The 20037-nt window shown below is 70.3% G+C and carries 15 protein-coding genes; 6 read left to right on the forward strand and 9 right to left on the reverse strand.

From position 1 onward, the window contains the following. Nucleotides 1-13: 13 nt before the first annotated feature. Nucleotides 14-3232 (forward strand): DNRLRE domain-containing protein, encoded by a 3219-nt coding sequence (locus tag ACFXBC_RS13870; RefSeq protein WP_385023110.1) that lies wholly within the window; start codon nucleotides 14-16, stop codon nucleotides 3230-3232. A gap of 61 nt (nucleotides 3233-3293) precedes the next feature. Here ACFXBC_RS13870 and ACFXBC_RS13875 read toward each other — a convergent pair whose 3' ends face one another. The 3 genes from ACFXBC_RS13875 to ACFXBC_RS13885 all read right to left on the reverse strand — a co-directional run bounded on the left by ACFXBC_RS13875 (nucleotide 3294) and on the right by ACFXBC_RS13885 (nucleotide 5676). Beyond that, nucleotides 3294-3773 carry a hypothetical protein gene (locus tag ACFXBC_RS13875; protein ID WP_385023112.1) on the reverse strand — a complete coding sequence of 160 codons (480 nt, stop codon included), beginning with the start codon at nucleotides 3771-3773 and terminating at the stop codon, nucleotides 3294-3296. Nucleotides 3774-4094: 321 nt separating this feature from the next. Beyond that, a complete protein-coding gene (locus tag ACFXBC_RS13880) occupies nucleotides 4095-4850 on the reverse strand; it encodes a lysozyme (protein ID WP_385023114.1) in 756 nt (251 codons plus the stop codon). Nucleotides 4851-5226: 376 nt separating this feature from the next. Continuing rightward, nucleotides 5227-5676 (reverse strand): spore-associated protein, encoded by a 450-nt coding sequence (locus tag ACFXBC_RS13885; protein WP_385023116.1) that lies wholly within the window; start codon nucleotides 5674-5676, stop codon nucleotides 5227-5229. A gap of 736 nt (nucleotides 5677-6412) precedes the next feature. Between ACFXBC_RS13885 and ACFXBC_RS13890 the strand changes: the two genes are divergently transcribed. Continuing rightward, complete coding sequence (locus ACFXBC_RS13890) at nucleotides 6413-6670, forward strand: hypothetical protein (protein ID WP_385023118.1); 258 nt, start codon at nucleotides 6413-6415, stop codon at nucleotides 6668-6670. Nucleotides 6671-6932: 262 nt separating this feature from the next. Then, nucleotides 6933-7847 (forward strand): hypothetical protein, encoded by a 915-nt coding sequence (locus ACFXBC_RS13895; protein WP_385023119.1) that lies wholly within the window; start codon nucleotides 6933-6935, stop codon nucleotides 7845-7847. Between the two features lie 117 nt (nucleotides 7848-7964). On the opposite strand, the gene ACFXBC_RS13900 is transcribed toward ACFXBC_RS13895, so the two are convergent. Beyond that, the gene (locus ACFXBC_RS13900; protein ID WP_385023121.1) at nucleotides 7965-8648 is read right to left on the reverse strand and encodes an alpha/beta hydrolase; all 684 of its coding nucleotides are present in this window, start codon (nucleotides 8646-8648) and stop codon (nucleotides 7965-7967) included. A gap of 74 nt (nucleotides 8649-8722) precedes the next feature. After that, nucleotides 8723-9667, reverse strand: coding sequence for an amidohydrolase family protein (locus ACFXBC_RS13905; RefSeq protein WP_385023123.1), 945 nt, complete (start codon nucleotides 9665-9667; stop codon nucleotides 8723-8725). Between the two features lie 59 nt (nucleotides 9668-9726). Here ACFXBC_RS13905 and ACFXBC_RS13910 point away from each other — a divergent pair, with 59 nt between their 5' ends. Further along, nucleotides 9727-10254, forward strand: a complete 528-nt coding sequence (locus ACFXBC_RS13910) for a MarR family winged helix-turn-helix transcriptional regulator (RefSeq protein WP_385023125.1) — start codon at nucleotides 9727-9729, stop codon at nucleotides 10252-10254. Between the two features lie 86 nt (nucleotides 10255-10340). Here ACFXBC_RS13910 and ACFXBC_RS13915 read toward each other — a convergent pair whose 3' ends face one another. The 4 genes from ACFXBC_RS13915 to ACFXBC_RS13930 all read right to left on the reverse strand — a co-directional run bounded on the left by ACFXBC_RS13915 (nucleotide 10341) and on the right by ACFXBC_RS13930 (nucleotide 15645). After that, nucleotides 10341-11057, reverse strand: coding sequence for a DUF6215 domain-containing protein (locus ACFXBC_RS13915; protein ID WP_385023162.1), 717 nt, complete (start codon nucleotides 11055-11057; stop codon nucleotides 10341-10343). Between the two features lie 180 nt (nucleotides 11058-11237). Continuing rightward, nucleotides 11238-12506, reverse strand: a complete 1269-nt coding sequence (locus ACFXBC_RS13920) for an ATP-grasp domain-containing protein (RefSeq protein ID WP_385023127.1) — start codon at nucleotides 12504-12506, stop codon at nucleotides 11238-11240. After that, a complete protein-coding gene (locus ACFXBC_RS13925) occupies nucleotides 12503-13753 on the reverse strand; it encodes an MDR family MFS transporter (protein WP_385023129.1) in 1251 nt (416 codons plus the stop codon). Before ACFXBC_RS13925 ends, ACFXBC_RS13920 begins: the two co-directional genes overlap by 4 nt. A gap of 71 nt (nucleotides 13754-13824) precedes the next feature. Further along, nucleotides 13825-15645: an AMP-binding protein gene (locus tag ACFXBC_RS13930; protein ID WP_385023131.1), complete on the reverse strand. Its 1821-nt coding sequence runs from the start codon at nucleotides 15643-15645 to the stop codon at nucleotides 13825-13827. A 492-nt stretch (nucleotides 15646-16137) separates the two neighbouring features. On the opposite strand from ACFXBC_RS13930, the gene ACFXBC_RS13935 reads away from it, so the two are divergent. Together ACFXBC_RS13935 and ACFXBC_RS13940 are read left to right on the forward strand one after the other, a co-directional pair. After that, a complete protein-coding gene (locus tag ACFXBC_RS13935; protein WP_385023133.1) occupies nucleotides 16138-17415 on the forward strand; it encodes a condensation domain-containing protein in 1278 nt (425 codons plus the stop codon). Nucleotides 17416-17581: 166 nt separating this feature from the next. Further along, nucleotides 17582-20026: an ATP-grasp domain-containing protein gene (locus ACFXBC_RS13940; protein WP_385023135.1), complete on the forward strand. Its 2445-nt coding sequence runs from the start codon at nucleotides 17582-17584 to the stop codon at nucleotides 20024-20026. The last annotated feature ends 11 nt before the right edge of the window (nucleotides 20027-20037 follow it).

Genomic DNA, 20037 nt, shown 5'->3' on the forward strand with positions numbered 1-20037 from the left:
CACGGCGCTGTCAGTGGCGCTGCTCACCGTGACGCCGCTGGCGATCGCAGGCCCGTCTCACGCGGCGTCCGCGACCGGCGGGGCGGGCAGCACCGGAGTGTTATCCACACGCCAGGCAGAGCTGTCGAAGAACGAGGTCGAGAAGGCGGGACGGGAGTGGGCCGCGAAGCACTCCAAGGCTGGCATTCCCTGGGCGTTAGCCCAGGCGAAGAAGACCGGGAAGAAGCTCCTGGTCCCGAATGAGACCACACCGACCAACCTCACCTACGCCAACCCCAACGGCTCGCTCACCTCCGAAATGACCGCAGGCCCCGAGCGCATCGAGAAGGACCGCAAGTGGGTCGCGGTCGACGCCACGTTACACAGGACGGCGGACGGCACCGTCAAGGCCAAGGCGCACCCCAATAACCTGGCACTGACCAGGGGCGGCGGCACCCGGCCCGCCTCGATCAAGGCCGCCGAGGATGCCGCACCCCGTGACCTCGCCACCCTCCGCGGCTCGGACGGCGAGCAGGTCACGCTCCGGTGGAAGGGCGGTCTGCCCTCCCCCGAAGTGAACGGCACGACCGCCACCTACAAGGATGCGGTGCCAGGTGCGGATGTGATCGTCGAGGCCACCCGTACCGGCTTCGAGCAGTACACCCGGCTCAACAAGCGCCCCGCGGACGGCTACAGCTACACCCTGCCGCTCCAGGCCGAAGGCCTCACGGCCAAGGCGAACGCCGACGGCACGGTGACACTCACCGATACCAAGACCGGCGCGAAGAAGGCCACGATGCCGGCGCCGATGATGTGGGACGCGGACGTCGACAAGGTCTCCGGCAAGCACGAGAACCGGCACCGGGTCGGCATGAAGGTAGTCGATCACGGGGCAGGGAACATCGATCTCGTCGTCACCCCCGACGCCAGGTGGCTGGACGCCCCAGCCACGCACTACCCGGTGACCATCGACCCGTCAACCTCCGTGCTGGGCAACACCTTCGACACCTACGTGCAGCGTGGCGAGACCACCGACCTGGGCTCACAGACCGAGCTGGACTGGGGCAACCCCGGCACCACCAACGCCGACGGCACCACCCGTGTCGCCCGGTCGCTGATGACGTGGAACACCGAGCCATTCTCCGACGCGCTCATATCGTCGGCGAAGGTCGAGTTCTACAACACCCACTCCGGCAACACCGACTGCACAGCGCATGGCTGGGACGTGTGGAACACCACGGCCGGCTCCTCCGCCTCGCGGTGGACAAAGCAGCCGGACTGGCTGCAGAAGGTCGCCACGTCCACCGAGACCAAGGGCAACGCTCAGGGCTGCTCCGACACCTCCGACGGCTGGATCAAGGCGGATGTGAAGACCCTCGTCCAGACGTGGGCGAGCGCGAAGCAGACACGCGGCTACATGGGAATCAGAGCCGCCGAGGACCAGGCGAAGGCTTGGAAGATCGTCAACTCCCGGAACGCGACCATCAACCAGCCGAAGCTGACGGTCAATTACAACTACCGACCCGGGGACGGTACCGCCCAGCAGGCAGGCCCGCCGTTCAAGTCGTACAGCGGCGTATGGGGCGTCAACACCCTCACCCCGACGCTGCGCGACAAGTTCGCCGACGCCGACGGCGACAAGGTCAACGGCACCTTCCAGGTGTACGACGCCGAAACCAACAAGCCCATCAACACGCCGGCCGGTGAAGGAGTCCTGGTCTCCGACTTCGTCGCCCCCGGCACCTGGGCGACGGTGAAGGTGCCCGCGGGTCAGTTGCTGGATGGCAAGACCTACAAGTTCCGCACCAACTCCTTCGACGGCACCCACTACAACCTCAACTGGTCCCCATGGCGTGAATTCGTCGTCGAAACCGCCGCTGCCGGCCAGCCCACGTCGCTCAAGCCCGGCGACACCTATACGATCACCAATCGCGCGCTGGTTGCCGACCCGGACAAAGTTCAGGTGACGTTCAAGCGCGACGGCAACCTGGAAGCACTGGGGATCAAGCCGAACGGCCAGGCGACGACCGCCAAGAGTATGCAGCCGAAGGCCGCCTGGGAGCGCACATACACCACACCCAGTACGAAGTTCATCCGAGGCCGTAACCCGGCGGACCCCTACCAGTACATCAGCAGCGTCGCCGAGTGCCACGACTCAAGCGACTCGGACAACGACTCCGGCTGGATCAAAAACCGCTTCTCGTACTGCCAGGAGACCCTGACATTCCAGCCGGCCATCAAGTGCGGTCTGTGGCCGCCCGGTTGTTACGTCCAGGGCCTGTTCATGTCGCGCAACACGCTGATCGGCCAGGGCAAGGTGGGCGGCCTGGACGGAAGCGCGTTCACCCGGTACGCCGACTTCGACCTGAACGTCAACGTGTGGACGGCCGAAGGTGACTTCAACAAGCCCGGCGCGTCCATGAAGGCCACCCTGGAGTGCGAAGGGTCCTGGCAGGGCGGGGGCGGCAACGACGAAGAAGCCTGCGACAACGGAATCCATGACGGGCGCACCGATACCGCCGCCGGATGGGACGCCGACGGGGACACCAAGTTCGACCTGTGGTCGAGTACGCCGAAGCTGCCGGACGAGGCCGACGATGAGCAGATTGCCACGGGCCTGTTCAAGCCGGTCTTCAAGTTTACGATCCCCGGCTACGGCCAAGTCCTGCCGACCGAGGGCGAGCAGGGCGAAATCCGCTTCGACAGCGCCGTGTACAACCGGCGCGCCCCCCTCGGTTCGGTCTTCCCCGACGCCACACCCGCGTTCCGCTACGACAAGAGCGACACCAGCAACGCGGGCAACGGCACACAGGAGCCGTACCTGGGCGTGGCCGCAGTCGCCAACCACATCGACGAGGCCCGCAAGGATCCAGACAGCACATACCCGAAGAAGGACGGCAAGAAGCTGCCCGGCGGGTCGGCGCTCGACCCGCTGCACCGTATCGCCGGGGTCCCCGGATCCAGCGCACGGGAGCGCATCGACGCCAACCGTGCTGTGGTCAGATCTCTCTGCAAGAGCGACGCCGTACCTGGCGGCCCCGCGGACGGGCTCGACTGCGACGAGTACCCCTTCGCCTCCACCACCGAAGGCGCCGCGCGGTACAAGTACGAAGGCGACCAGTACCAGGGCGACGTCTCGCTACGCTTCATCGACTCGGTGGAGAACCAGGAGGCTGGCGGCCGGCTCGGCGCCTGGTACGAGAACGACCGCATCCTGAATTGGGACTCGTTCATCGTCACCATCGGTGACTGACTGAGATCCGTGAAGGCGTTCTAGCCGGACTGCGGGCTGCCCTCAGGGGCGGCCCGCAGTGTCACGTCTGACTAATGCGCCAGATCTGCACGAGGCAGTACTGGTCCTCACCGTCGAGTTCTTCTTCACGTCCGAGGGGTGTCTCCACCGGGCCTGGGGACGGGATGAGCGGTGAGGTGAACGGGCCGTTCTCACGGTTGAACACCCAGTGCCAGCGCATTCCGTACCTCCCGGGTGAGGGCAGGATCAGGGGGATCGGGTCCATCCCGTCGGTGATGACCTCAATCCCGAGCTCGCCCGTGGGAAGTTCAACCTCTACCTCGGCCTGGCCGGACCACGGACCCGGCCCTGGCGCGGGCTCGGTGGACCAACTCTCCAACCGCACAGGGGCCCGGATGACCTCGGACGGGACCTGCAGATAGACCATGCCGGGAGCAGAGAGCAACCACTCCGAGAAGTCCACGTTCGGGGTATACGTGTCCACACTGGTGTCGACCAGCCCAAACCGGCGATAATTCGGATGGACCGTGGTCTCGAACACATCCAAGAGCCTGCCCAACTGCCCACCCCTTCAGCGCTGATACGGATGAGGGCAACGTAACACCCTCAGGAATCAGCACAGTTACCCACCTTCCTTGTCCTGGGCGGGCCTGATCGGAAACTGGCACCCCTACGAACGGAATACGCTCTGAGGGTCTCGCAGCACCATGGAGCTCCCTGACCGGCGACCTCGGGCCCCAGCCAATGCCAACTGCCCCCCCCTTCTGCATCAACTAAAGATCCGCTCCCACCCTGACCACCAGAGGCGGAGCGCGAAGGGGAGGCCCTGCGGTGCAGGGCCTCCCCTTCCGGACGTCGGCGGTCAGCCGTTTGCGAGGGCCTTCACTCGGCTGAGGTTTCCGTTGAACCGGTTGTGGTCACCGACCGTCGCGCCCTTGGAGGTGTACTGCCAGATGGTCTGGTGCTTCCAGCCCGCGGGCAGGGCTCCGGCGGACGAACCGTAGTGCGGTACCCAGAGCGGATTGGTGCCGGCGAAACCGGAGTTGTTCCCTGTGCAGGACTTCCACCAGTTGGTGGAGGTGTACAGGACGACGTCCCGGCTGGTCTTCGCCTTGTAGGTCCTGGCGAAGTCCCTGATCCAGTTGACCATGCTCTGGTGGCTCAGTCCGTAGCAGGAGGCGCCGTAAGGGTTGTACTCCAGGTCCAGTGCGCCGGGCAGCGTCTTGCCGTCCTTGGACCAGCCGCCGCCGTGCGCGAGGAAGTAGCGGGCCTGGGTGGCGCCGGTCGAGGTGTTGGGGGTGGCGAAGTGGTAGGCGCCGCGGATGATGCCGGCTCTGTACGATCCGTTGTACTGCTGGGCGAAGGACGGGTTCCGGTAACTGGTGGACTCCGTCCCCTTGATGTAGGCGAACTTCACGCCCGACCTCCACAGCCGGGACCAGTCGACGCTGCCCTGATGGCTGCTGACGTCGACCCCCTCCGTCCCCCAGGACTTGGTGAGTGCGACGCCGCCCCTGCTGGTGTCCTCATGCCTGAGGATCTGGGAGCCGGCGAAGTCGTCTCCGGGATGAGAGGGCTCTGGGGCGCCGACTGCGGCGCCCGCGGTACTGGAGAACATGAGGGCAAGGGCGGGGGCACCCACGGCCAGAGCGGCCAGGACAGTCGACTTCCGGCGAGGTGCGCAGGCGGGAACAGACATGAGACGCCTCCAAGGGTCAAGCCCAGCCTGCGCGGATTCCGGGGTGACTCCTTGAGGCGCGCGGAGAGCGCGGCTCACGTCACCCGATACGCCGTACGGTGGACGGCGGGGGCCGGGTGGCGTTCGGAATTCAGTACGACAATCGAACAGTCGACCTCGATCCGCGGGCCCGGCTCCCTGGGCTCTGACGGAACGCGTCGAGGCCGGGCCCCCTCGTCTGCGGGGGCCCGGCCTCTCCCGTAACCGGTAGACCGACGTCAGCGGACTTGCGGCTGAGCGCCCGGCCCGGCCCGGCTCAGCGGGTGCCGGTGACCCGGTACTCCTTCAGTGCGGCGCAGTTGGAGTGCTCGACCGAGACATAGACATTGCTGATACTGCCGCCCCAGCTCACGCAGTGGCCCTTGCCGTAGACGTAGGCCGGCCCGGCGTAGGACGTATAGGTGCCGTCGTCCCCGGCCGAGGCATCCGTGTCGGGGACATAGATGTACGTGGACACATACGTGGCCTTGCCCGGACTGTTGCGGATGGTCGCGACGCAGTTCTTGCCGTTCGAGGAGTTGTACGTGAGGTAGACGGTGCCGAGCGAGCCGACGGGCGCCGAGTTCACGGTCTTGTACGAGCTGCCGCAGACGCCCTGCGGTGTGACGTTGGGTGCTGCCGAGGCGGTGGTGCCGAGCGCGGTCGTCGTGCCCACCACGAGTGCGGTCAGTGCCCCGGCGGCCACGATATTGCGTGCGATCCTCATATTTCCCCCTTGCCTCCCCGAGAGCGGTTTGCTCCCACTTGATGGGACCCGCGAACTGCGCCGATAGTTGTACCGGGTGCGGGCCCGGTCCCGCAGAGGCTCTCCGGCCCGCCGGGGCCGGTTCTCAGGCCGCGCCTTCTCCCGGAGTGCCGAGGGCGAACACGAGCCGGGCGGTGGCGCAGACCGGTGCCGAGATGAGCAGGGCCCAGTCGGCCCCTGCGCCAAGGGCGGCGCCCATGACGGCCATCCGAAGGTCGCGCCGACCTGGCGTGCGGCATTGAGCACGCCGCCCACCGCTCCGGCGGTTCCCGGCAGGGCGGAACTGACGGTGGCGCCCACCAGTGCGCCTCCGGCGATGGGTCCGGCGGCGACGGCCGCTCCGCTGACCGCGGCCCAGGTGGCGACCGCGCGGGCGCGCTCGCCGGGCTCCGGACAGAGCTGGGCGATCATCGCCATGGAGGCGGGTACACATACCGTGGCGGCCACTGCGAGGGATCCCGCGCCGCGCGACCAGGACCCACAGCTGAGGTGCGCACGCACTGAGCAGGGAGACCAGGGTGAACAGCGCGACGCCGGTCCTGAAGAGCCGCTCGGCGCCGAACCGGTCGGCCGCCGCACCCGCGGAAAGCAGCAGCGCGGCGAAGGTCACGGTGTATCCGGTGGTCGCCCACGCAGACCGGCGAGCGAGGTGTGCAGCGATGACGCCAGGTCGGGTTCGGCGACCGACAGTACGGTCATGTCGAGCAGCACCATGAAGCAGCCCAGCGAGATGCCTGCCGGCGCGCGGGCGCGCACCCGGCCCGTGGGTACCCCGCTCTCCGCGGCCCTGGAGCGGCTGCGGAAATGGGCGCGGTCCCTGCTGGACCAGGCCGAGCGGGCGGTCCGTGATGTCAGGGACGAGCGCCAGGTGCTGCGGCTCGGCGCTCTGGAAACCCTGGCCGGCGCCCATGTGCCCCAGGTCCTCGCCCGGTTCGCCGCACGCCGGCGCCCCTGAACTCCCCGTATACACAACGGCGTTACGCATCTCCGCGGGTCAGGCCACCATGCTGCGCGGACTCTGCGGTCTTCACGACAAGCACACCGTTCGCCGTCTTGGCAGGCACTGGTCCAGGCCATAACGTACGTGACGTATTGCGCTCGGTCATGGCTCTTTTCGAGCAGAATTCGACATTGCGAGTGCGCGGATCGGCGTGGTTCCCGCAGCCGCTTCCCAGGGTCGCGCGGTCGCCCACCGCTGCACTCCGGACGGAGACACCATGCCCACGAAATCCCGGATCGCCGCGCTGGCAGCCGTGGCGTCACTCGGCGCGGCCGCCCTGGCCGCGCCCGCCTCCGCACACACCCCGCAGTCGACGGTCCTCACCCCGTACGGACGCGTACCCCAGCCCGATGTCGTACAGGTCGACAGCCACCAGACCCTGAAGGTCGTCAACGGCCAGGTGGAGAAGGTGGATCTGCGCAGCCACGCGGTCCTCGCCCACCTCGGCGCGGCGGCCTCCGGTCCGGCATCGGCCGACCCGTACCGCCATGCGGCGAGCCTGCGCGCCCAGGCGGGTGTCGCGGCCGGCCCGAGCAGCTCCGATCTCGGCGGCAACTGCCCGGCCGACTGGGGCCCGACCGACATCCAGTCCTTCCGAACGACGTGGACGGTCCCGCCGAAGCCCTCGGACTCGACGAGCACGACCACGTACTTCATCTGGAACGGGCTGGACGGCGGCGCGTTGCAGCCCGTTCTCCAGTGGGGCAACGGTACAGCGGCCTACCAGATCGCGAACTGGTACTACGTCGGAGGCAAGTACGCCCACGGCACCTATCTGAGCGTGTCTCCCGGCACCTCGCTGACCGGAAAGATCGACTACGTCTCCGCGAGCAACGGCACGTACACCTATAAGGAGTCGTTCGCCGGGTACCCCTCGGCCGATGTCACGGTGGAGCGGACCAGCGCTGCCAACGGCGTCATCGAGTGCTTCGAGCCCTACACCGACGGGGACGCCTCGAAGAACCCGAACGCGGCCGATGTGGCGATGAGGAACATCAGCCTGACGGACCAGCCGGGACACACCGCCCCGTCCACCCTCGCCTGGACCGGCAACAGTTCGGCAGCCGGCACCAAGGTCATCAGCGACAGCAGCTCCAACGGCGAGGTGGACCTCTACTTCAACGGCGTCTAGGGGCTGCGGCTCTTCGGACGGCTTGCCCGTCGGCTCTTGGGACGGCTTGCCCATCTGCTGGGGCGCCGGGCCCGCCTCCGCAGGCCGTCGGAGTTACGCCCGGTGGCCCGCCGGCCCTCAGGGAGCGGTGAGTTCGATGAGGTGCCGGGCGGTGCCGGCGGGGTCGGCCAGCTGATGGAGGTGCTCACCGGGCAGGTGCGCGGTCCGCCAGCCGCGTTCCCGGGCGTCGGTGGCCGTCTCGTCGTAGGGGGGACCGAACAGCAGATAGGAACAGGGGTGGTCGTCCCACCCGTCGGGGACCGGGACACGCTGCTCGTAGTAGGTGAGCGGCAGCCTGGGCTGCTCGGCGACGACCTTCTGCCGTACGGCCGGATCGGAGAACATGGGCGCGATGTCCGCCTCGTCCCACCAGTCGGTCCAGCGCGGCAGTATGCCGTCCACCGCCATGGGCCGGAGGAGTTCAAGGAGTTCGGGCGGGGCCGCGGGGGTCGGTCCGGTACGGGCCGGCAGTGCGGCGTCGACGAAGACGGAGCGGGTCACCCGCTGGTCCAGCCCCGAGGCGACGCACGGGTGGAACAGCCCGGCGTTGCTGTGTGTCACCAGCGTGAGGGGCTGGTCGGCCGGGACGTCCGCCAGACCGTCCCGGACGGCTTCGACGATCCGGGGCCAGAACGGTGGCCCGCCGGCGCCCACGTGCAGCAAGGACGGCACGCGCACCTGGTGCCCCCCGGCGGTCAGCCGTTCGGCCACCGGGTGCCAGGTGGAAGGGCCCACCGAAGGACTGTGTACGAGAACGAACATCGGCCGCATGGTTTGCATGGGTACATCCTGCCGCGCCAGGGCGGCCGTGTGCATCCATGCCGGTCCGGGCCGGGTCAGCGGGCGAGGCGCGGGAAGAGGACCTCGGCGCTCCCGCGGTTGATGCCATCGGCCTGGCCGGGGGTGAAGTGCTGGTATGTCTCCAGGAAGTGGTTGTAGTAACTGCCCGCCTCCTGCGGGGCGAAAGGCCAGTCGCTGCCGTAGAGAACGTGGCCCGGCTCGGCGAATTCAAGCAGGGCGGGGAGCGCGCTGGGGCTGGCGGAGAGCGCGGTGTCGAAGTAGAACCGCTTCAGATCGCGCAGGATGTCGTCGGCGCCGCGCTCGGGGTCCACGACGGTGGAGATCAGGCCGGAGAAGCGGTACGCGGCGTAGGGGAGGAAGCCGCCGCCGTGGGAGAGGATCACCCGCACGTTCGGGTAGCGGCTCATGACGCCGCTCAGTACCAGGCCGAGGGCGCTGCGCGTGGTGTCGAAGACATAGTCGGCGAGCGGGGCCGGGGTGCCCGGGAGCAGGTGCATCGGGGGCTGGGCGGGGTGGACGAAGACGTTCGCGGCGCGGCGGTCCAGCTCTGCCCAGAGCGGCTCGAAGTCCGGGTCGTTGAGGTAGCGGCCACGAGCGTTGGACATCAACACGACCCCGTCGGCGTGCAGATCGTCCAGCGCGTGGACGGCCTCCGCCACTGCGGCGTCCGTGTCGGGCAGCGGGATCGCGGCGAAGTGGCCGAAGCGGTCCGGGCTGTCCTTGACGATCTCGGCGCTGTACTCGTTCGCGGCACGGGCGAGATCCCGGGCCTGCGCGTCGTCGCCGAGGTGGACGCCGGGGGCCGTGACGGACAGGACGCCGGTGGCGATGGACTGCTGGTCCATCATCGCGACGGCACTCTCCGGGCTCCAGTCCGGGATCGCCCAGCCGCCGGAGTCGAGACCCTGTGCGGCGAGCGTCCGGGCCCAGACGGGCGGAACGATGTGCTGGTGGACATCGATACGTGCGGGGAAGGGCACGATACTCAGCCTCCTCATTATTAGCTTGCTAACGAATCACATTTAGTAAGCTAACAACCATGCGACAGACAGGCAAACCCCCGGTCGGCAACGCCCCCGGCCGGCCCGCCGAGCCCGGTGTCGAGGACCTGGCCCGTGCAGCCGACCGGCTCTTCTACGCCATGCGGCGCTCGCGGGCCGCCACGGCCGGACAGTCCGCCGCCGGACTCTCCATGTCGCAGCTGGCGCTGCTCGCCCCGCTGAGCGAGGACGCCGATGGCGAGGGCCTGCCGGTCGGCCGTCTGGCCGCACGCGCGGAGGTGAGCGTCCCCACGGCCACCCGGATGCTCCAGCAGCTGGAGGCCAGGAGCATGGTCACCCGCCGCCGCTCACCGCACGACGAGCGCCAGGTACTGATCCGCCTCACCGACGAGGGCGCCGGGCACCTCGCCGCCATGCAGGCCGAGCTGCGCGCCCGGCAGTATGCGGCCCTGTCGCGGTTCACCCCGCAGGAGCGTCACGTACTCGCCGCACAGCTGCACCGGCTCGCAGGCATCATCGGGGAGACGGTGCCACGGGCACCGGATTCCGGGCACGACGAAGGGTGAGGTATCCGCACTCGCCCGCACGCCCCCCTCACCCGCGCACCCCTCACCCGCGCGCCTTCCTGCCCGGCCGCGGGGAGGGAGAGCCGTCACACGGCGGCTGACCAGCCCCGGACCGCCGGCAGTACCTTCCGGGCGACGCGCAGCAGCACCTCGTCGTCCGGGGGCCAGCCGTCCGTACGCCACACGGCGATCTCGATGGAGCCGCCGCTGTCCTTGGCGTCCTGGGCCACGCTCAGGACGCGGGCGGGGGATCCGGGGAGGTTCTCGGTGTCGCTCCCGTCCAGGCGGAACCTGAAGCTGATGGTCGTCTGCGAGTAGAGGACCGCCGGGCGGCCCAGAAACCTCCGCTGGTGCGCGTCGCTGCCCAGAAGGCCGACGGAGTCGGCCACCGGAAGGTGGTCGTAGGCCACCGTCAGGTTCACGGTGTACGTGTCGAACTCGACCTGGGCGGACGGAGTGGCGGTCACCTTGCCGTCGGCACCCTTGTCGGAGCTGTCACTGCCGTAGGCGTTCTTCGGGATCTCCTCCCGGGTGCCCAGGAGTCCGGCGAGATCGGGACGGTTCAGCGCCTCGCACAGCTGCGCGCCGGAGGCATGCCAGCCGGACTCCTCTCCCGGCTTCGCGTCCCCGCAGGTGGCAGGTTTCGGTCCGGTGTCGGCGTCGGCGGACGAGGAGAGGGACGAGGCCCATGACACCCAGAACCAGACGCTGAGACCCCCTACCAGCAGCAGCGCCGCTATGGCCTGCTTCCACGCGTTCGCTCTCTCCCCGGGCGCTCCGGGCGCGTCGATATGGCCGTCCATGTCCCCCACTTGTGATGATCCCCCGATACGTGCGTGGAGACCATAGCCCGTGATCAAATAAGCGAACAAGGGGAGTTGGCCGCGGTGAACGCCTGGTCAGCGCCGCGCGAGCGCAGCCGTGGCGCGGCGCGGCGACCCGGTCGGTCCGCTGACGACGCCCATGTCACGCCCCGTCAGGTCTCACCACTGCGTCACCATCTCCACCGTGATCGCCTCCATGGCCTCGGCCGCCCGCTTGTTGACCTCGGCCGAAGTGGCTCCGCGGAGCATGATCTGCCCGATGCGCCCCATGTTGTCGCAGGGGCCGCCCACTTCGTCCCCCGGCATCTTCGACACCGCGGTCGCGACCACATGGTCACCGCAGGGCAGTGCGCTGATCCACCGGAGAACTCCGGCCTCGGGCGCGGTGATGAACCGGATGGCGGCGGCCGTACGGTGGCGAACCGCGACGTCCGGCCGCAGGCCGAGCGCCGTCTGCAGCAAGGCGCGTGCCTCGTCGATGCCCAGTGCCTCCTTCACCAGCCGCATGATGTGATCGCCCGGTGGCCGCGCGCCCACCTCGATGACCCTGGGGGCGCCCGCGGTGCCGAGCTTCACCTCGGTGTGCGCGACGCCGTTACGCAGCCCGAGTGCCCTGATCGCGGCGGTGGCCGCCGCGTACAGCGCGGCTCCGGCGGCGGGGGTGGTATCCGCGGGCACGGTGTGGCCCAGTTCGGCGCGGCTCACGCCCCCGGTGGTGAACTTCTCGGTGGCCGTCAGATGGTGGATCTCACCGTCGGAGATCACGGACTCGATGCTGAACTCGTCGCCGTCCACGTGTTCCTGAGCCAGCAGCGTGGTGTCGATGGCCAGCCCGTGCGAGGTCTTGTGGGTCTGCGACTGCGCCCGCCGCGCGGCCTCGGGGAGTTCCGCGGGCGCGTGGACGACCGAGACTCCGATGGACGCCGCGTTCTCCGCCGGTTTGACGACGAGCGGGAACCCCAGCCCGCTCTCCGCCACGCGGCGCGCCAGCTCTCCGGGGTCCTGGGCGACCACGGTGCGCGGGGCGGGGACCCCGTGAGCATCGAACGCCTCGGCCATGAGCCGTTTGTTGCGGCAGGCGTCGGCCTGCTCCGGCCGGTGGCCGGGGAGCCCCAGCCGGTCGGCGAGGCGGGTGGCCAGCGGGGTGAGGAACTCCCAGCAGGCCACGACTCCGTCGATCCCCGCCTCCCGGCAGAAGCGGGCCAGGTCGTCGAGTGCGGTCTCCTGATCCGAGAAGTCGGTGAAGACCGTGCCGCTGATCCTCGACCTCAGCTCGGGCCGGTAGGAGCGGAACACGTCCTCGTGGGTGGCCACATGGGCTTCCACACCGAGCTCCGCCGCGGCGGCCAGGATGTCCTCGCCCGCGGATACGTCGGCCTCTATCAGCAGCACCTTCGGCATGGCAGGGGTCCCCTTCGATGACGTCATGAGGTCGGTGGAGCCTGCGCCGTTCTGCGGCGCAGGACCGGAGCCAGGGCCAGCTGGCCGGCCGCCGCGACGAGACACAGACACGCGGCGGTCAGCCAGAGCGTCGTGGAGCCGACGAGCAGCAGCCGGGTGCCGACGACCGGGGCCAGCAGAAAGCCGGTCCCCCAGGCCATGCCGATCAACCCGTTGTAGCGGCCCCGCAGTCGGGGCGGTGCCAGGTCGGCGACGACAGTCGATGTCATGGCGAAGACGAGGATCTCCCCCAGCGTCCATACGGCGATGGCGAGGCCGTACGCCAGGGTCGTGGAGGCGAACGCCATCACGGTCGTACCGGCTGCGGCGACGCCGAAGCCGGTAGCGAGCACCCGGCTCTTGTCGAAGGCTCCGAGCCGGTGGCCGATCAGCGGCTGCGCGGCGATGACCACCACCCCGTTGACCGCCATGACCGTGCCGTACGCGGTACTGGACAGGCCCTCGCCCCGCATCGCCAGGGGCAGCGTGGCGAAGGCCTGCTGGAAGACGGTCGCGTAGACCACGATGATGCCCGCGAACGCCAGCATCGCGCGGTCGCGCACCGGGGTGAGGAAACCGCCGGGGCTGTGTTCCCCGGGGGGCGGCCGGGTCTCGGGGACCGCGAGCCACACCAGCGCCGCGAAGACCGAGCAGGCGCCCGCGTCCAGCCAGAAGATCAGCTGGTAACCGTGGGCCGCGAGGTAACCGCCCAGCGCCATCGCCAGGGAGAACCCGAGATTGACCGACCACAGCAGCAGGCCGAAGGCACGGGTCCGGTCGGCGAGGGGGACGGTGTCGGCCACCAGGGCCTGGGCAGCGGGCCGGAAGAAGTCGATGGTGATACCGAGTACGAAGCAGGCCGGGACGAGCACCCGGAGGTCATGGGCGTGTCCGAGCGTCAGGAGGGTCGCACCGTTGGCCAGCATGCCGCCGCTCAGCGCCACCCGGCGGCCGAAGCGGTCGGCGACGAACCCGCCGAGCGGCTGCGAGACGACCGACCCGACGCCGACCGTGGCGAGGATGAGTCCGGCGGTACCGATCGGGACCCCTCGTATCCCGGTCAGATAGAGGCTGAGGAACGGGTTGACCATGGAGCCGAGCCGGTTGACCAGGGTCCCGCCCCACAGCACCCAGAAGGCCCCGGGCAACCCGCCCGCGCGCACCCGCACGAAGGTGCGCAGCCGGCCTTCCACGGGCTCGGTGGGGTGCGGGGCGGGCGCGTCGGTTCTGCTCAAGCTCTCTCCTACGGGGCCTGTTCGGCCTGGGGGCGCGATTGCCCACCAGGGCGTTCGATGGCGGGGTTCCGTTACGGGGTGAGGCGCGCCCGCTCGCCGTATTCCGGGCGGGCGCTCTCAGCGACCGCACCCGCGCAGCACGGCGGGGGCCCGGCCCGGTGGCACGGGTTGCCGTACGGAGTCGGGGTGAGCGCCGGAAACTGTACGGAGCCGGGATCCCGCACCGGGCCGGTGCCTGCTGCCAGCGCCGCGCGGTCGACCTTGCCGTTCGGTGTCGTGGGCAGCGTGTCCACCACATGGATCTCCTGGGGGACCATGTACGGCGGCAGGGCCTGCGCGCAGAATTCCCGCAGGGCGCCCGCGTCCACCGCCCTCCGCGCCTCGGGGGATCCGTCGGCCGGCGCCTGCCGGGAGAGAACGGTGAAGGCCGTCAGCTGCTGTCCGCCCCCGGCCCCCGGCAGTGCCATCGCGGCCGCCGCCGTGACCCGGGGGTGGGCCTGCAACTGCTGCTCCACCTCGCCCAGTTCGACCCTGTTGCCGTTGATCTGCACCTGGGAGTCGGCCCGGCCGCAGAAGTAGAACGCGCCGTCCTTGCCCCTGGTGCCCAGATCGCCGGTGCGCAGGACCTGCTGGCCCGACTGCGGGGACAGCGGATCGGGCACCAGCGCCGCGCGGGTGGCGGCAGGGTCGTCCCAGTAACCGGTGAAGAGCGCGGGGCTGCGCAGATGGAGTTCGCCGGCCACACCGGGTTCCTCGATGGTCCGGCCCGTATCGTCGACGAGAAACAGCTCAGCGCCGGGGTGGGCGATGCCAATGGAGAGCGGCTCCGCCGTGTCGGGAAGCGGCCGGGGCACGGGCTCGAAGGAGCATGCCATCGACTCCGTACTGCCGTAGCAGTTGGTGAACTCCGTACGCGGCAGCAGTTCCTGGAGCCTGCGCAGCTCGGCCGGCGGGAACACCTCACCGCAGAAGAGGATCCGGCGCAGCCCGTGGAGCGCAGCCAGCCGCCCGGGTTCGTACCGCAGTGCCTGGCGCCAGATGGACGGTACGCCGTTGACCTGCGTCGTCCCGGTCTCGCGCAGCACCCGCAGGAAGTGCCGCGGCCAGCGCACCAGTCGTGGCGGTACGGGGACGACGGATGCCCCGGTGCCCAGTGCCAGACCGATGTTGAGCAGGGAGAAGTCGAACTGGAGCGGAGAGGTACTGGCGATGCGGTCGTCGGGCGCGGCCAGGCGGTGGGCCAGCATGCCCCGGTAGAAGGCGACTACGGCACGGTGGCTCATCACGACACCCTTGGGCCGGCCCGTGGTGCCCGACGTGAAGATGATGTAGGCGGGATCGGTGACGACGGGGGTCCGCCGCCGGGGCGCCCGCCACTGCGGCATCCGCTCCACGGCCAGTCCCCCTGGCCCGAACCGGGCCGTCCCGACCTCCTGCGGGATGCCCTTCCGCTCACCGTCCGCCGTCTGGAGATGGAGTGCGGGCCGGGCGGTCCCGATGATGGACCGCAGCCGCCCGTCCGGCATTTCGGGGCTCACCGGGATGAAGGTGAGACCGGCCCGTGAACAGGCGAGGAACATCGCGAGGGACAGGGCGGTCGTTTCGGCCTCCAGGACCACCCGGGCGCCGGTCTCGATACCGAGTTCCTCCAGTGCACCGGCATAGGTGTGCACCAGGGAGCCGAGTTCGCCGTAGGTGGTCACGGTGGTCGTTCCGGCCCGGGGGGACTCGATGACGGCGGGACGGTCCGGAGTCCGCTCCACCGCTCCGAGCAGGAAGCTGTGCAGGGAGCCGGGCACGTAGTCGGGCAGACAGTCGGGAAAAGGGCCGGGCAGGGAACCGGGCGGGGACTCCCCGGCGGGACCGGCCTGCGGGTACGGCTGTTGCGTCACGTTGGTGGGACCCCTCGTCTGGTGCGGGAACGACGGCCCGGCGGGGCCGGTGCGTCCGGGTCTCCGGCGGGCACCGGGCCCCGGTCGCGTCGCGCGGGCCCGGCCGACGGTTACCGCCGCGCTCTTCTCGTATCTGACGTCCGCATATTTCGTATAGCGGAATTCAACTTCCGAAGGTGAGCCCAGACTCTCATGCGGGCGACACGGATGGCATGTGATGTGGATCACTCAGCAGGTCGGGCGGGGGCGCGCCACGCGGCGGGCCACGGAAGAACGGCACGTCCAGTCCGGCCCCATCCCCCGTGGAAATAAGGGGTGTTGCGGGGTGTCGCGTGACAAGCAGTGAGACCACGGTGACCCGTTCGCCCTGGACAGGCTTCAACAGTGTGTGGCAGCGTCAGCGGCGTATGGAATTCACATTCCACCATGTGAAAGTCTGCTGGGGTACCGGGAGTTGGCCCGGATCCATGTCGACGGAGGGGGTGCGTGTCCGTGGCAGGACCGCTTTCGCTGGGCCAGCTCTCGGTCTGGCACGACATCCGGGATCTGCCGGGCCCCCGGCGCCATGAGGCGAACAACGCCGCGCTCTGGGCGCTCCCCCGCGGCACCGGCACGGAGCAGGTGCGTACGGCCCTGCGCGCCGTCGTCGCCCGTCATCCGTCGTTGCGGACGCGCTACGGACTCCAGGACCCGGACACACCCACGCAGTTGACGCCCGACACCGGCTTCTCCGACGCGCTGCCCGTGGTCGAGACGGGTGACCTGCCGCCCGACGGGTTCATCGCGGGCCCGGTAGCCCGGCCGTTCCGGCTCGGCGACGAACACGGCTGGCGGGCCACGCTGTTGACCCGGGCGGGTACCGCCTCGCATCTGCTGTTCGTCAAACACCACATCGCCGCGGATGCCTGGGCCCAGGAGGTGCTGCGCCAGGAGTTCACCACGGCGCTCACCGACCCGTCCGGCACCGGGTCCACTCCCGTGCCCGGCCCCGCGGAGCTGGCCGCCGACCAGCGCACCCCTGCCGGACTGCGCCGGCAGAGCGCGGCGCTCGGCCACTGGCACCGGCTGCTCGACCAGGCACCGCCCGCCGCCCTGCCGGCCGCGACGGCCGCCACCGGTACGGGCGTCGTACAGGTCACCCTTCGCTCCGGCCCCGCACGCGCCGCTGCCCGTTCGGTCGCGGCGGCTGCCGGGGTCTCCGTCTCCAGCGTCGTCCTCGCCGCCTACGTCCGCGGTGTGGCCAGAATCTGCGGCACCGACGCCCTGCTGGTGCGGCTGATGAGCGCCAACCGTTTCTCGGCCCGCTGGAAGAATGTCGTCACCTCGATGAACCAGTGGGTGCCCGCCCTGATCGAGGGCGCCCGTGGGAACGACCTGCGCAGACTGGCGACCGCCGCGCACTGGAGCAGCCTCGGCGCCTTCCGGCACGGCGCGCACGACGTCACCGCCGTCGCCGCGCTGCTCGCCCGCAGGCCGGGCGCTCCCGAACCCGTCTGCGCCTTCAACCATGTGGCCCTGCCGGAGCAGCGGCCCGCGTGCTCCGGCGATCCGGCCCCCGTCGCCCGGCCCCCCGTCGAAGCCGACATCGAGCCCGTTCTCGTCTGGGAGGAGCCCTTCACCACGATCGGCCCGCGCTGTTACGCCCGCTCCCTGGAGGGCCCGGCCGAGCTGTCGGTACGGCTCACCGCCAAGGACATGGACCGCGAGCGGTGCGCGGAACTGCTGTGGGACATGCACCACGCGCTCGTGTCCACCGCCGGAGCGTGCTGACCTGGCGCCGCCCGCGAAGCCAAGGGCGTGAGACATCCGGCGGGAGGGACCCGGTACGGGACATCCGGGCCCAGGACGTCCGGCGCGTCCGGGCCCCGTCGTCCCGTGCCCCTCTCCCCCGCCGTCCCGCCCGCCCGTGCTCGTTCCTGCCCCAGGAGGCGTCCCAGTGCCCGAACACGTGATGGTCATCCACCGCTGGACCGACCGGTACGCCGACTACACCGCGTACCTGGACCACACTGTCCACCGCGTCAGCTATGTCACCACCGAACGGGCCGCCCGCCACCTCCCGCACGAACTGGCCGCCGGTGTACGGCTCGTGGACAGCACCGAGAACGTCAAACAGGTCCGTGAAGCGATCGGCTCGCTGACGAGGCGGAGCGGGCCGCCGACCCGCATCGTGGCGCTCCAGGAGACCGATCTCGATCTGGCGGCCGATCTGCGGGGCGAGTTCGGCCTGCCGGGACAGCGCAGCGACGATCTGGAACCGCTGCGCGACAAGCTGCTGATGGCGCGGCGGCTCACGGCCGCGGGTGTCGCCGTTCCCGCGACCGCCTGCGCACCGGACCACCAAGCGGTCGAGTCCTTCGCCGGACGGCACGGCTGGCCGGTGCTGGTCAAGCCTCGGCGGGGCACCGCCAGTGCCGGAATCCGGCGGCTCGACTCCCCCGGTGAGCTACGGGCGTACGCCTTCCCGCGCGACACCGAGATGCTCGTCCAGCCGTGGCTGCCCGACCGGGTGCTGCACGTCGACGGCGTGTACACCGGCGACGGCCTCGGCGCCTGGCGCGCCTCCCGGTATCTGAGCACCTGTCTTGAGTTCACGGCCGGTACCGCCCTGGGCTCGGTCGAGATCGACGACCCCGGCCTCATCGGCCGGGTGGGCGGGATCGCCGCCGCGACCGCCCGTGCGCTCTTCGCCGGTCCCGCCGTCTTCCATCTGGAGCTGTTCGAGAGCAGCGACGGTGCCCTGACCGTCCTGGAGATCGGGGCCAGGCCGGGCGGCGCCGAAGTCCCCTTCATCTGGCGCGAGGTGCACGGCGTCGACCTGATGGCAGTGGCCGTCGCCCAGCAGACGGGCATCGGCACCGGCACGGCACCGCCCTTCGACGGACCCACCGAAGTGGCGGGATGGCTGCTGGTGCCGCCCTCGGTGCCGATGCCCTGCCGGGTCGTCACGGCGACCGGCCACCGGGACCCGGGTAGGGACACCGGCCCTTACGCCGAAGTGCGCCCGCATGCGGGGGCGTTGCTGAGCGAGGGCGGATACGAGAATGCCGGGATCCGGTTCCGGTTCCGCGGGCGGGACAGCGCCCGGGTCGAGGAGGCCGTCCGCCGTACGATGCGGGACGCGTCGCTGGTGTGCTCACCGGTCGATGTACGGCGGCCCGGCCGGCTCGCCGTCGTGGGCTGCGGCAATCCGCCCTACCGTGCGTACGCGCTGAGCGCCGTCGCCGCACGGGTCGAGACCGGGCTCGTCCAGAGCACCGCTGTCGACTGGCAACGGCCTTACGTGGGCGACCGGTTCAGGACCGCCGACACCTCCGACGCCGCCGCCACCGCCCAGGCCGTGACGGAGCTGCTGGACGGTCACGGCGGCCCCGGCGCTGTACTGACCTGGGACGAGACTCTCCTGGAGACCACCGCCGAGGCGGCCCGGCTGCTGCGGCTTCCGCATATGAGCCCCGAAGCCGCCCGCCGCTGCCGCGACAAGCTGGCCACCCGGCGGCTGCTCGGTGCGGCGGGGGTCCCTTCGGCCGCGTACCGCCATGTGCACAGCCATGCGGAGGCGGTGGAGGCCGCCGAGGCTCTCGGCCTGCCGGTCGTGGTGAAACCGCGCGGGCTGGCCGGCAGCATCGGGGTGAGCCTCGTGACGGACCCCGGCGGGCTTGCCCGCGCCTTCGAGCAGGCGTGCACCTCCTCGTTCCCCGGCATCAGCGCCCTGGACGGCGCCATCGTGGAGGAGTACCTGGAGGGCCCGGAGATCAGCGTGGACTGTGCCGTGTCCGAGGGGGCGGTCCGGATCGTGAACGTCGCGCGCAAACAGCTCGGATTCGCGCCGTACTTCGAGGAGACCGGCCATCTCGTCGCCCCCTGGCGCGACGAGCCGTGGGCGGACGAGATCCGGTCCGTGGTGGCGCGGGCCCACACGGTCCTCGGCATCCGCACCGGAGTGACCCACACCGAGCTGCGCCTCACCCCCACCGGGCCCCGTGTCGTGGAGGTGAACGGCCGGCTCGGCGGCGACTTCATCCCGCTGCTGGGCACCCTCGCCACCGGTGTCGACCCGGTCACGGCCGCCGTGGACATCGCGCTCGGCCGCGCCCCCGGCCTCACCCCCACCCGGGACCGCTGCGCAGAGGTGCGCTTCCTCTACCCCGAGCACGACGCCACCGTGGACTCCCTGGACCTGACCGCAGCCGCCGCCGAACCCGGCATCGCCCAAGCGGTCCCCCTCGCCACCCCGGGCAGCCGACTGCTGCTGCCCCCGCGCGGCATCGTGCCCCGCATCGCCGCGCTGATCGCCGTCGGCGCCACCCCGGCCGCGTGCGCGGACGCACTCGGCCGCGCCCGGCGTGCCGTGCGGTACACCCTCACCCGCCTTCCGTGACCGACCGACAG

Source organism: Streptomyces sp. NPDC059398 (genome assembly GCF_042751845.1).
Taxonomy (GTDB): Bacteria; Actinomycetota; Actinomycetes; order Streptomycetales; family Streptomycetaceae; genus Streptomyces.

What these genes read in the sequence shown, in the direction of transcription:
- ACFXBC_RS13920 (WP_385023127.1), bottom strand. Translation starts at nt 12,506, where the DNA reads ATGACGTCATCGAAGGGGACCCCTGCCATGCCGAAGGTGCTGCTGATA.
- ACFXBC_RS13915 (WP_385023162.1), bottom strand. Translation starts at nt 11,057, where the DNA reads ATGGACGGCCATATCGACGCGCCCGGAGCGCCCGGGGAGAGAGCGAAC.
- ACFXBC_RS13910 (WP_385023125.1), top strand. Translation starts at nt 9,727, where the DNA reads ATGCGACAGACAGGCAAACCCCCGGTCGGCAACGCCCCCGGCCGGCCC.
- ACFXBC_RS13885 (WP_385023116.1), bottom strand. Translation starts at nt 5,676, where the DNA reads ATGAGGATCGCACGCAATATCGTGGCCGCCGGGGCACTGACCGCACTC.
- ACFXBC_RS13895 (WP_385023119.1), top strand. Translation starts at nt 6,933, where the DNA reads ATGCCCACGAAATCCCGGATCGCCGCGCTGGCAGCCGTGGCGTCACTC.
- ACFXBC_RS13900 (WP_385023121.1), bottom strand. Translation starts at nt 8,648, where the DNA reads ATGTTCGTTCTCGTACACAGTCCTTCGGTGGGCCCTTCCACCTGGCAC.
- ACFXBC_RS13890 (WP_385023118.1), top strand. Translation starts at nt 6,413, where the DNA reads ATGTCGAGCAGCACCATGAAGCAGCCCAGCGAGATGCCTGCCGGCGCG.
- ACFXBC_RS13880 (WP_385023114.1), bottom strand. Translation starts at nt 4,850, where the DNA reads ATGTTCTCCAGTACCGCGGGCGCCGCAGTCGGCGCCCCAGAGCCCTCT.